This window comes from Streptomyces taklimakanensis (genome assembly GCF_009709575.1).
GTDB lineage: Bacteria > Actinomycetota > Actinomycetes > Streptomycetales > Streptomycetaceae > Streptomyces > Streptomyces taklimakanensis.
In genome coordinates this window covers 2,701,029-2,713,210 of record NZ_WIXO01000001.1, presented here as the reverse complement: position 1 = coordinate 2,713,210, position 12,182 = coordinate 2,701,029, and the positions used below count along the sequence as shown (strand labels likewise).

General features: G+C 75.3%; 10 protein-coding genes. 3 read left to right on the top strand and 7 right to left on the bottom strand.

Annotated features, from left to right (window positions below; genetic code table 11):
- Window positions 1-84: 84 nt before the first annotated feature.
- The 5 genes from F0L17_RS11780 to trmB form a co-directional block, all read right to left on the bottom strand.
- Window positions 85-552 (bottom strand): PPOX class F420-dependent oxidoreductase, encoded by a 468-nt coding sequence (locus F0L17_RS11780; protein WP_155071043.1) that lies wholly within the window; start codon window positions 550-552, stop codon window positions 85-87.
- 169 nt (window positions 553-721) lie between these two features.
- On the bottom strand, window positions 722-1,210 hold the full coding sequence (locus tag F0L17_RS11775; RefSeq protein ID WP_155071042.1) for a glutathione peroxidase: 489 nt from the start codon (window positions 1,208-1,210) through the stop codon (window positions 722-724).
- Window positions 1,207-2,499, bottom strand: a complete 1,293-nt coding sequence (locus tag F0L17_RS11770; RefSeq protein ID WP_338018046.1) for a PrsW family intramembrane metalloprotease — start codon at window positions 2,497-2,499, stop codon at window positions 1,207-1,209. Before F0L17_RS11770 ends, F0L17_RS11775 begins: the two co-directional genes overlap by 4 nt.
- 208 nt (window positions 2,500-2,707) lie before the next feature.
- Entirely contained in the window at window positions 2,708-3,472 is a 765-nt protein-coding gene (locus F0L17_RS11765; RefSeq protein ID WP_155071041.1) for a hypothetical protein, read from the bottom strand.
- A gap of 139 nt (window positions 3,473-3,611) precedes the next feature.
- The gene (gene trmB / locus F0L17_RS11760) at window positions 3,612-4,442 is read right to left on the bottom strand and encodes a tRNA (guanosine(46)-N7)-methyltransferase TrmB (protein ID WP_338018044.1); all 831 of its coding nucleotides are present in this window, start codon (window positions 4,440-4,442) and stop codon (window positions 3,612-3,614) included.
- Between the two features lie 215 nt (window positions 4,443-4,657).
- Here trmB and F0L17_RS11755 point away from each other — a divergent pair, with 215 nt between their 5' ends.
- Both F0L17_RS11755 and F0L17_RS11750 read left to right on the top strand, forming a co-directional pair.
- A complete protein-coding gene (locus F0L17_RS11755; RefSeq protein WP_155071040.1) occupies window positions 4,658-5,065 on the top strand; it encodes a PPOX class F420-dependent oxidoreductase in 408 nt (135 codons plus the stop codon).
- A 180-nt stretch (window positions 5,066-5,245) separates the two neighbouring features.
- Window positions 5,246-6,046: an SAM-dependent methyltransferase gene (locus F0L17_RS11750; protein ID WP_155071039.1), complete on the top strand. Its 801-nt coding sequence runs from the start codon at window positions 5,246-5,248 to the stop codon at window positions 6,044-6,046.
- A gap of 89 nt (window positions 6,047-6,135) precedes the next feature.
- On the opposite strand, the gene lhgO is transcribed toward F0L17_RS11750, so the two are convergent.
- Both lhgO and F0L17_RS11740 read right to left on the bottom strand, forming a co-directional pair.
- Window positions 6,136-7,377, bottom strand: coding sequence for an L-2-hydroxyglutarate oxidase (gene lhgO, locus F0L17_RS11745; protein WP_338018254.1), 1,242 nt, complete (start codon window positions 7,375-7,377; stop codon window positions 6,136-6,138).
- A 274-nt stretch (window positions 7,378-7,651) separates the two neighbouring features.
- Window positions 7,652-9,295 (bottom strand): NsdA family TPR-like regulatory protein, encoded by a 1,644-nt coding sequence (locus tag F0L17_RS11740; protein ID WP_155071038.1) that lies wholly within the window; start codon window positions 9,293-9,295, stop codon window positions 7,652-7,654.
- Window positions 9,296-9,943: 648 nt separating this feature from the next.
- Between F0L17_RS11740 and F0L17_RS11735 the strand changes: the two genes are divergently transcribed.
- Window positions 9,944-12,154 (top strand): asparagine synthase-related protein, encoded by a 2,211-nt coding sequence (locus tag F0L17_RS11735; RefSeq protein ID WP_155071037.1) that lies wholly within the window; start codon window positions 9,944-9,946, stop codon window positions 12,152-12,154.
- Window positions 12,155-12,182 lie beyond the last annotated feature (28 nt).

Below are 12,182 nucleotides of genomic sequence, written 5' to 3'. Positions count from 1 at the left end.
GGCACCCGACGGGGCGCGGCCCCGGCCGCGCCCCGGAACGTCGGAAGGGACGTTCCGGGCGCTCCGGGGCGTGCGCCGTCGGGTTCAGCGGCGAGGCTGCCCGTACACGTGTTCCACCGCGATCCGCAGCACCCGACGCCGGTCGGCGACCATGGTCCGCCGGTAGTCGTCCCAGTCGGGATGCTCCTCGCCTCGGATCGACCGGTAGAGGTCGACCAGCTCCTCCACCGTCCCGTCGTGCGGGTCGACGGCCACGGGCGTCAGCTCGGCGGTGCCCTCGGCGACCGTCCAGGCCCAGCCGTCCTCGCTGGTGACGTGGTAGCTCGCGCGGGGGTCGCGGGCGAGGTTGCGGGTCTTGGCGCGGTCGGCGGTGACCGAGATCCGGATCAGTCGCCGGTCGGGGTCGTAGTGGTGGACGACGTTCGACAGCTGTGGCCGTCCGTCCCGCTTCAGGGTGGCCAGCACGCCGAGTCCGCGCTCGGAGAGCAGCCGGAGGAGGGCGTCCTGTGCCGTCCCGGTCCCCTGGGCGTCGGTTCCGTCGCTTCCGGTCATGGGTCACGTTCCTTCCGGTGAGTTCCGGTGGTGGTGCCGTGGACGTCAACCGGTCGGGCGGAGCGGGGGTTTCGCCGGCTCCCCGGGCGTCGGTGTTGCCCCGTCGTCGCGCTCCGACCGGTGGGCGCGCACGTACGCGTCGTGCGCCTCCCCGCCCGCGGGCACCACCTTAGGCGGGCAGCCGCTCCTCGATGGCGGCGACGACCTCCGCCGCCTCCGGCTCGGTGCGCGGGCGGAAACGGGCGACGGGGGTGCCGTCCGCCGCGACGAGGAACTTCTCGAAGTTCCACTGGACGTCGCCGGCCTGCCCGTCGGCGTCCGCGAGCTTCGTCAGCTCGGCGTAGAGCGGGTGCCTGTCCGCGCCGTTGACGTCGGCCTTCTCCAACAGCGGGAAGGTGACGCCGTAGGTGGCCGAGCAGAACGTCCCGATCTCCTCGGCGGTGCCCGGCTCCTGGCCCCCGAACTGGTTGCACGGCACGCCGAGCACCGTGAACCCGCGGTCGCCGTACGTCTTCTGCAGCCGCTCCAGGCCCTCGTACTGCGGGGTCAGCCCGCACCTGGAGGCGACGTTGACGATCAGCAGCACCTTGCCCCGGTGCTCGGCGAGGGAGGTGGGCGCGCCGGTCAGGGTGCGCAGGGGGATGTCGTGGAGGCTCATGCCCCCTGTCTAACAGAGTCCACCGGCTCCGGGGGGCGGGACGGCGGTCGGAGTGAGCCGGCACACGGCCGGTGGGGCCCGAACGGCCGGTGGGGCCCTCCCGTGTCCCGCCCCGGCCACCGGCCGTCGGGTCGCCGGGTACGACGGTCCGTCCGGTCGGCGGCCGGGGCGGCCGCGGCCGTGGCGGGGGACGCCAGGGGACGGTGGCGGTGGAGGGCGTGGAGCAACTCGCGCTCGTGGGCGCGGAAGTCCGGGATCGCGGCGCCGTACTCCGCACGGGCGCGGAGCAGCGCCAGCCGGGCGGCCGCGCGGTGGTACTCGGCGACCGCGCGGGCCGCCCGGCGGCCTCCGCCCCGGCGCGCGAGGTCGCGGGCCAGCGCGCGGGAGCGCAGGCAGCCGAGCGTGTACGGTTCCGACGGCGCGAGCCAGCCGGCGGCCGCGTACCGGGACAGCGTGGTGCGCACCGTGCGCAGCACCTGCCGACGGGCCCGGATCGCCAGGGCGCCCACCACGACCAGCACCGGCATCATGAACAGGCCGTAGACGGTGAAGAAGACCCGCGTCCGCTGGGTCGCCGCCTCGTTCCACACCCCGTGCAGCGTGACGGCCGCCGCCAGCCCCAGCAGAGGCAGCAGGACGCGTGACGCGCGCCGATGCCGGGCGGCCAGGGCGGCCGCGCCGAAACCCACCCCCACCAGGGCCGTGAACAGCGGATGCGCGAGCGGGGCCACCACCACGCGCTGGAGGAACGTGCCCAGCGTCGTCGACTCCAGCCCCGAGTGCCCGAACGCCAGGTCCTCGCCGAAGGCCCGGCCCAGATAGAGGATGTTCTCGGTGAAGGCGAAGCCCGTGGCGGTGACGCCCGCGGTGACCACGCCCGACACCACTCCGCCGAAGTCCCGTGGCCGGTGCAGGTACAGCAGGAGGACGGCCCCCGCCTTCGCCGTCTCCTCCACGAGGGGCGCGATCACGGTGGTGCCCAGCGCGTCGGCACGGTCCGGGGCGCGCGGCATGACGGAGGAGGCCAGCCAGTCCGTGGCGAAGCCGTTGACGGTGATCGCGACGAGGGTGGCGGCGCAGGCTCCCCAACCGAAGGCGAACAGCAGATTCCGCCGGGGCGTGGGCGCGGCCCGGTCCAGCCAGCGGAAGACGGCCAGCAGCACGGGCACCGGCAGCACGGCCAGACCCAGCCCGACGAGGAAGCCGTCGGGCCCGGTCTGCTGGTGGACCAGCCCGAGGATCACCGCCCCGCACAGCCCCAGGAGCACCGTCAGGGCAGCCGTGCCCACGGCGCGGCGCGTGCGGCCGCGCCGCCGCCCGCCGCCCGACGACGCCGCCGGAGACTCATGGTGCACGCGACGACCTTTAACGCACCGGGGGGCGGATGACCAGAGCCGGCCCCCGACGACCGGCTGCGACCGGTGCGGGCGAGGGTACGGGCGGTCGTGCGGGCCGTGCGGTGGGGACGCGCGGCCGAGACCCCGGGCCCGGAGCGGCTCATTCCAGGGTGCTCTCCTCCACGTTCTCCATACGGGCGTAGAGCACCTGCTCGTTGACCTCCAGGTTGTTGATCAACCTCAGGGCCGCGGCGATCCCGTTGCCGACCAGCTCCTCGGCCACCTCGCCGTACTCCACCTGCACCAGGACGTTCGGGGCGCGCTCGTCGTCGGCCCGCCGCCGCGGGTCGCGCCAGGTGCCCACCGCGCCGATCTCCGTCGCCGCGCGCATCAGGAACGCCACGGCGTGCGCCTTGGCGCGCGGCAGGGTCAGCGTCAGCAGCTCCCGCTCCACCCGGGGGAGCTGCACACCGGCCTCGGCGTCGCCGAACAGCAGCGCGTACAGCAGGTCCTTCGCCTCGCGCAGCAGCTCCTCCCCCGCCGCCGAACGGCACCGGGCGGGGACGAGGGCGCCGCCCTTGCCGGGCGGGTCGAGCAGGTGGCCCTCGGCCTCCAGGCGCTCGCGGTCCCAGGAGCGCAACCTGGTCACGAAGTCGGCCAGCCGGGGCGTGTCCAGCTTCCAGGCGCGGATCCGCTCCAGCCGGAGCGCCCGCTCCTCCTCGTCCTCCGGTTCCGGCTCCGGCCGGGACGCGGACTCCGGCTCGTCCGGCCGCCCGGCGGCGCCGCCCGGCGCCGGCACGCGGGCGAGGAGCTGCTCCACCAGCCACTCCTTCGGCCGCTCGGCGAGCAGGACGCGCAGCCGTGCGTGGTACTCCTCGTACAGCTCGCCGTTCACCTGGCGGACCAGGTCGTCAAGGGTCTCCATGGAGCGGCACCGTAGGTGCGGGGACGGTGACGGCCGGGCGTCCGGATTCGAAACCACCCGCAAGGGTCATTCGGGAGCGCGCCGCCCGCCCACGCGCCGGAACGCGCCGGATGCACCGGAGGGGCACGGTCGGGGCGCGTCAGGGCACGCGGCGGAAGATCAGATCGCGGACGACGTGCCCCTTGGCCAGGCCCTGCTGCTCGAAGCGGGTCATCGGCCGGAAGTCGGGCCGGGGGGTGAAACCGCCGTCCGGCCGGGTGTTCTCCAGCGCCGGACAGTCGGTGAGCACCCGGAGCATCTGCTCGGCGTACGGCTCCCAGTCGGTCGCGCAGTGCAGCAGCCCGCCGGGGGCCAGCCGGGAGGCGGCCAGCTCGACGAACTCCGGCTGGATGATGCGGCGCTTGTGGTGGCGCTTCTTGGGCCAGGGATCCGGGAAGAAGACGCGGATCCCGGCGAGGCTGCCGGGATCGAGCATCTCGCGCAGCAGGATGATCGCGTCACCGTTGGCCACCCGGACGTTGGACAGCCCCTCGCGCTCGGCCGACAGCAGCAGATTGCCCTGACCGGGAGTGTGGACGTCGGCGGCGAGGACACCGGTGCCGGGGTCGGCGGCGGCCATCCGCACGGTCGCCTCGCCCATCCCGAAGCCGATCTCCAGCACGACGGGCGAGCCGGGCGGGAGGGGGGCGAAGAGCTCGTCGAGGTCGATGCGGCGGTCGCCGTCGATCTCCACCCCCCACTTCGGCCACAACCGCAGCAGCGCGTCGCGCTGGTTGGCGGTGACCCGGCTGCGGCGCGGCTGGAAGCTGCGGATGCGGCGCTCGTGGCGCTCCCCGGCGGGGTTGGCGGAGGGGCCGGTGCCGGCGGGGAACATGGCGCCCTTGGCACGCCCGCCGGACCGCCCGGCCCGCTCGGCGGGGGCGGTGGAGGTTTCCGGGGTATCGGGAGCTTCGGAGGTTTTCTCGGACACAGTGCGTACGAGTCTACGGCGGCGCGCTCGCACGGTCGTCCGACGGAGGCCGCCGTGGCCGGCGCCCCCTGGGGGGAGCGGACATCATCCCCACGGGGTCCCCACCGGGCCCCTGCCGGAATCACCGGTACGGGCAAGGGCGTTGGGGGAAGGGAAACGACCGCAGGCAGCGCGGAGCCGACCGCGCTGCCGCGTCCGCACGGAGGAGACCGACCATGACGGCCGCACTCTCGGAGAAGCTGAGGAAGTACCTGGACGAGTCACGGGTCTTCGCGACCGTGGCGACGGTCATGCCCGACGGACGGCCGCACCTGACGGTCGTCTGGATCAAGCGCGACGGCGACGACCTGGTGTTCTCCACCACCGCGGACCGGCTGCAGGGCAGGAACATCGCCCGTGACGCGCGCGTCACCGTGCTGGTCAACCCGCCCGACGACCCGTACGTGTACGCGGAGGTCCGCGGCACCGCCACCATCACGCCCGACCCCGGCGCGGATTTGGTGAACGAGCTGTCGCTGAAGTACACCGGGCAGGACTACGCCACCTTCAACCCGGCGTCGAAGGACGACGGCGAGCGCATCATCGTGCGCGTCACGCCGGAGAGGGTCACCGGTCGACTCTGAGACCGGCCCCGGGTCGATCCGGTGAGGGGGAGGGCCGCTCGACCCGATGCCGCCGACGGGTTCCGCGAACCCGGTGCGGTGCTGACAGACTGGGCGCACACACGTGGGCACTGCCCCGCGGTCCGCCGCGCCCGCCGGGGGCGCGGCGGACCGCGGTCGGCACCGAGGAGGCGAACGCGCATGGCGGACAGCGCCGCACGTCCGGGCGCGGGCGGGATCGACAGTTCCCGTCCGCACTCGGCACGGATCTGGAACTACCTGGCGGGCGGCAAGGACTACTACGAGGTCGACGCGGACGCCGCGGAGAAGGTCCTCGCGGTCTTCCCCGGCATGCGCGACGTCACTCGCGCCTCCCGTGCCTTCATCGGCCGGGTGGTGACGCACCTGGCCGGGGAGGTGGGCATCCGGCAGTTCCTGGACATCGGCACCGGCCTGCCGACGCGGGACAACACCCACGAGGTCGCCCAGCGCGTCGCCCCCGAGTCGCGCATCGTCTACGTCGACAACGACCCGCTGGTGCTGGTGCACGCCCGTGCCCTGCTCACCAGTTCCCCCGAGGGCGCGTGCGACTACATCGACGCCGACGTCCGCGACCCCGACCGGATCCTGGCGGAGGCCGCGCGGACGCTGGACCTCTCCCGCCCCGTCGGGCTGATGCTCATGGGGATCCTGGGCCTGGTGCCCGACTACGACGAGGCCCGTTCGGTCGTGCGACGGCTGCTGGACGCCCTGCCGTCGGGCAGCTACCTCGGTCTGAACGACGGCGCCACCACCGACCCGGCGTACGTCGAGGCCATCGAGCGCCACAACGCCCGTGGCCCCGCCACCCCCTACACGCCCCGCGATCCGGAGTCGATCGCGGGCTTCTTCGAGGGGTCGGAGCTGCTCGACCCCGGTGTCGTCTCGTGCTCGCGGTGGCGGCCGGAGGGCGAACCGGGGCCGGAGGTGGCCGTGTACGGGGGGCTGGCGCGCAAGCCGTAGACGGTGCCGGACGGCCCGGGGACCGACCGGGCCGTCCGCCGTTCGCCGTTCGCCGTCCGTCGCGTCCGCCGCCGGGGCGCCGGGCCCGGTCAGCGCGCGGCGTCCAGCGCCGCCAGTACCCGCCCGGCCACCTCGCGGCCGATCGGCAGGGAGGCCGTCGCCGCCGGCGAGGGGGCGTTGAGGACGTGGACGGTGTGCGGGGCCTCGGTGATCAGGAAGTCGTCCACCAGCGTCCCGTCCGGCCCGACCGCCTGGGCCCGCACCCCCGCCGGGGCCGGAACGAGGTCCGCCTCGTCCACCTCGGGCAGCAGGCGGCGCACGGCCTCGGTGAAGGCCGTCTTCGACAGCGAGCGGCGCACCTCGCCCGCCCCGTACCGCCAGTGGCGGCGGGCGAGTCGCCAGGTGCCGGGGTGGCCGAGCGTCCCGGCCAGGTCGCGGGGGCGGACACTGCCCCACCGGTAGCCCTCGCGGGCCAGCGCGGGGACGGCGTTGGGGCCGATGTGGACCGAGCCGTCCACCCCGCGCGTCAGATGCACGCCCAGGAACGGGAACGCCGGGTCCGGCACCGGGTAGACCAGCCCCCGCACCAGCGCGGAACGGGACGGGACCAGCTCGTGGTACTCCCCCCGGAACGGAACGATCCGCACCGGCGGCACGTCCCCGGCCAACCGTGCCACGCGGTCACAGTGCAGCCCCGCGCAGTTGACCATGGCACGGGCTCGCACCACCTCGCCCGCCGCGGTGCGGACGGCCGTGCCCACGCCCGGCCGGCGGTCCACGACGGTGACCTCGGCGCCACAGCGCACCTCCCCGCCCGCCGCCGTCACCGACCGGGCCAGCTCGGCGGCGACCGAACCGTAGTCGCAGACGCCGGTCGTGCCCACGTGGATGGCGGCCAGACCGGCCACGTGCGGCTCGTACTCGGCGATCTGAGCCGGTCCCAGCTCGCGCACCGGAATGCCGTTCTCCCGACCGCGCTGCACCAGGGCGTGCAGTCGGGGCAGTTCGTCCCGCTCGGTGGCGACGATCAACTTCCCCGTCACCCGGTGGGGGATGTCGTGCTCGGCGCAGAACTTCACCATCTCCGCCGCGCCCCGCACCGCGAAGCGGGCCTTGAGCGAACCGGGACGGTAGTAGACGCCGCTGTGGATCACCCCGCTGTTGCGACCGGTCTGGTGCCGGGCCGGAGCGGTCTCCTTCTCCAGCACCACCACGCGGGTGCCGGGCCGGGAACGGACGAGCGCGTACGCCGTCGCCAGACCGACGATCCCGCCACCGACCACCACCACGTCACAGTCGTACGCCGCCTGCCGCGCACCCGCGGGGGCCACCGCGGGGGCCACCGGCGGAGCCGCGGGGGAAGCCGCCGGGGGAGGGGCGGCCGAGGAGTCCGTGAGGTCCGCGGGGTCGCTGGGAGAGGCCGGGGAGACAGAGGACACGCCCTCCATCATGGCGCGACCCACCGACGGACGGAGCCCCCGAGGCCCGAGATGTGACCCGTTCGGCGATCCGTTCGGCACCCCCGCCCGCACGGCGGGCGCGGCGGACCCGGCGGACGCGGTCCGACCGGCGCGCGGACCCCGGTCCGCGCCCCGGGTCCGGCCGTCACGCGGGTGCCGCCAGCAGCGGACGCGCCCGCTCCCGCAGCTCCGCCACGCGCGGCTCGTCCCCGTACGGCTCCAGGCGGTGCAGCAGGTCCCGTACGTACTCCGTCGTCCGCGCCGAGGAGATCCGCCCCGCGACCTCCACCGCTCGGGCGCCCGCCGCACACGCCGCGTCCAGATTGCCCGATTCCAGTTCCGCGACCGCCGAGACCACCAGCCGCAGGCCGTGCGAGCGCACGAACTCCTCGCGTGGCCGCGACAGCGCCTGCTCGGTGAAGCGACGCACCTGACGCGGCGCCCGCAGATCGCGGTAGCACTCGGCGGCGTCGGCGGCCAGCCGGTCGTAGGAGTAGAAGTCCAGCCAGGACGGGTCCGGGTCGCCGTCGCGGGAACGCTCCAACCGGCCCTCGGCCGCCGCCAACGCCGCACCGCAGGCCGCCGAGTCGCCCGCCTTGGCGTGGGCGCGGGCCTCCACCAGGTGGAAGAAGCTCAGGGTGCGGGCCGTGGCCAGGCCCCGGTTGCGTTCCAGCGCCGCCTGCGCCAGGTCCACCCCCTCCTCGGCGAAGCCCCGGTAGGTCGCCTGGAGCGACATCGAGGCCAGCACGTACCCGCCCAGCGGTACGTCCGCCGCCGCCCGCGCCAGGCGCAGCGCCTGGATGTAGTAGCGCTGCGCGGCCTCCTGCTGACCGGTGTCGAAGGCCATCCATCCGGCCAGGCGCGTCAGTTCGGCGGTGGCGCGGAAGAGGGCGCGCCCCACCTCGTCGCTGTAGGTGCCCAACAGCAGCGGGGTGGCGTCCACGCGCAGACACTCGGGAACCATCGACGAACGCCAGTCGCCGCCGCCGTACTTGGAGTCCCAGCGCCTGGCCTCCTCCGCGGCGTCCCGCAGCTTGGCGACGTCGCTGTGACCGACGCGCGGCGTCGGGGAGGCGAGCGGGGAACGGGGGAGCGTCAGGGACGGGACGGGGGCCTTCCGGCCCGTCGGGGACCGCCTTCCCGTCGGCCCCGCCGCGGCTCCGGTGCCGGCTCCGGAGCCGGGGCCGGTGTCAGGACCGGTGCCGGGGCCGGTGTCAGGATCGGCGGAGTCCCGCGTCCCCTCCGGCGACGGTGGCCGTGACGCCGACGCCGAGGGGGACGCCGGAGGGGACGCCGATGCCGCCGGACCCGGGACCTCCCTCGCCACCGAGGCGTCGGCCGGTGTGATCAACCAGCGTGAGGTGGGCACGGCGTAGGCGCTCACCGAGAACGACCCCGCCAACGACTGCCAGACGCCGCCACTGCTCCGCCGCCCCGCCGGATCCAGCCGGTACAGCTCGGTGGCGGACCGCACCGCGTCGCCCACGGCGCGCGGGAAGGACAGGCCCACCTCCGGAGCCGGGTCGGCGTCCGCCAGACCGATCTCGTGCAGTGGGACGGGGCGTCCGAGCTTGCTGCCGATGGCGGCGGCGATCAGATGGGGGGCGATGCCCTGGGGCACCATGCCCTTGGAGACCCACCGGGCCACCGAGGTCTTGTCGTACCGGAGGGTCAGTCCTCTCTGCGCCCCGAGGTCGTTGACCCGGCGGGCGAGTCCGGCGTTGCTGATTCCGGCGAGGGCGAGAACGGCGCCGAGCTTCTCGTTCGGTCCGCGTGGCTCCCTGGACATGCGCACCCCTGACACAGCCGACGGCCGCCCCGCACCGCACCCGCGGGGCGCTCGTCAACCCAGCGTAGTTCGCCGCATCCCTACCGTTAAGGGGCGTCTTCCGGGATGGCGGGAATCAGGTCCGCGCAGGAGTGGGCGGCCGGCGCCGCGCGAACGGCGCGCCGCGTGTCCCGGAGCGCGCCGCGCATGCCCCCCTGGCGTGTGCACCGGGTGTGTGCCGATGCGCCTGTTCATGCGCTCTGTGCGGCCCGGATGGGAAGCGCTTCCATGGGTGCTGCGTGGGTCGGCCCGCTGCGCTGGAACCAGTGGGCTGGGGGAACCCGCCGTTCCATTCCCCGCGGACGGCGGTCCGGTCCGGGAGGCGAGGGTGCCTCCCGGACTGCCGATGACGTTTCACTCGGCATATCTCACGGCAAATATTTGGCCGAATGCCGCCGGTCCCGGCGGAGCGTTCGGCGACCGGCACGGCGTCGGAGACCGACGCCCGCTTCCGCGCGTCCGCGTCCGGGTACACCTCTCACACGCCCATCACGTGGCAGCATGGTCCGCGACGACGGCAGTTGACAGTCCCGACGGTGCACAACCGGCGGCGGTCGGCGGTGGCCGGCTGCGGCCACCCACGACCCGAGGGGCCAAGCGGAGGCGCGCATGCGGTGGTTGGTGGGATGGGCCGCAGACCACGCCTCCGGCACGGGCGGCGCACCCCGGCCCGGACAGGCGATCAGGCCGGTCGGCGCACAACCGCTGTGGGACGACTCGGACCCCCTCTGGGCGGTCGGCGACTGGCGGCCGGACGAGGTGCGCCTCGTCGAGGCCGACGGCGGTGACAGGCTCGCCGTGCTGGGGTGCTGCGGAGCGTCCGACGAACAGTTGCGCGTCGCGCTGTTCGCCGCCCGAGGCGGAGCCCTGCGCCATCTGACCGCCTGGCCCGGCAGCTACACCACCGTCGTGCGCGTCGGTCGCCGCGTCACCGTCACCACCGACCTCGCCGGTGCCCGGCCGGTCTTCCACACCCCGTGGGCGGGCGGCACCGCCTACGCCACCGCCGCGCTGCCCCTGGCCGACCTGATCGAGGCCCAACTCGACGTCGGCCACCTCGCCGCCCTTCTCGCCTGCCCCGAGGCACCCGAGGCGCTGGGCGACGGCACCCCGTACGAGGGGGTGCGCCGTGTGCCGCCCGGACACGCGCTGATCGTGCGCGACGGCCGCAGCCGCGAGACCGTCGGCTACGAGCCCGCCGTCCCGACCGTCGTCGCCGCGCCCCCGGTGGACGCGGACGCCGCGGTCGCGGGCGTACGCGAGGCCCTGGTGGAAGCCGTACGGGTGCGACTGGCGGCTCCGCGCCACGCTCCCGTGCCCGACCTCGACACCCTCGACCCCGGGCCCGTCCCCGGCATGGGACCGGCCCAGCGGCGCGCGGAACGCCCGGGCCACCGGAGGAGGGGACCGGCGCCGGGCATCGGCGCCGACCTGTCGGGCGGCAGCGCCTCGGCGACGATCGCGCTGTTGGCCGCCGGGCTGCCCGGTGCGCCGGGCACGGTGTTCGGCACCCCGGGGACGTCGGCGGGCGAGCGGTTGTCGGCCGTCACCTTCAACGACCTCACACTGGGGCCGCGTTCGGGACGCGAGGCCGAGTTGGAGTGCGCCCGGGGCATCGCCGAGAACCCCCGGCTGCACCACGTCGTCGTCGCGGCCGGGGAGGAGGCCCTGCCGTACGTCGGACCGGACGGCGGGCCGCTCGTCGACGGACCGCTGACCGACGAACCCGGCCCCTCACTGGTCGTCGCCGAACGGCACCGGCAGCGGCTGGCCGCGGGCAGCGCGGACCACCTCACCGGACACGGGGCCCGCGAGGTGCTGGACGCGCACCCGGCGCGGCTGGCCGACCTGTTGCTGGACCGTCGCCGCCGCCATCTGCTGCGACCGGTCACGGCGTTGGCGAGGGCGGAGGGAACGGCCGGCCGATCGGTGCTGGTGCCGCTCACCGTCTACCGGGCGGCGCGGCGGTTGGCCCGCACGCCGTACCGGGAGGGGGTGCTGGAGGCGGCGCGACGGTTGCGGGAGCGCGACGCGGCAGGCCCCCACGGGGCGACGGGCACGTCGAACGGCGCGGGCTCCGGTGCCGTGAGCGGGGCCGGGGGAGCGGGCCGCGACCCCCACGGGGCCGGGGTGCTCGACGCCTCGCTGGCCGCCCTCGCCTGGTGCCGTCCGGGACCGGCCGCGCGCTGGCTGACCGGTGAGGCACTGGCAGAAGTATCGATTCGCCTGGAGCGGGCGGCCCTGCGTCCGGCGCCCGGGGAGGCCGGTACCCGCCCCGGGGAGTGGCGGGCGCGCGCCGCGCTCGCCCGGTTGGCGGCCGACCACCGGATACTCGAACAGGCCGCCGAGGTCCGCGGCCAGCGGCTGCACGCCCCGTTCCTGGACAACCAGGTCGTCCGTGCCTGTCGGGCCCTGCCCGAGGCCCTGCGGGTACAGCCGGGAGCACGGGCGTCGGTGCTGCGCGCCGTTCTGGCGGGGGCGGGCGTCCACGACCTGCCGTCCGGCTGGGGCGCGCCCTCCCACGCCACCCGGGCCGCCGCCGTGCGGGCCGGACTGCGTTCCCGGGTCGGTGACCTCATCGACCTCTTCGACGCCCCCCTGCTCGCCGACGCCGGGCTGGTCGAGGCCCGGGTGGTGCGCAGGGCGCTGCGCGCGGCGGCCGAGGGCGAGCCGCTGCCCCTGGACGGGCTGGCGGAGTTGGTCTCCACCGAGGTGTGGTTGCGTCGGCTGTTGGCCCGCCGCGGCAGTTGCTGGACGGGAACGGCCGCACCGCGCCAACGCGCGGTGGCGGGAGGAGTACCGCAGCGCCCGAGTCTGTGACCCCGGCTCCGGCGGTCCGGAACCGCTC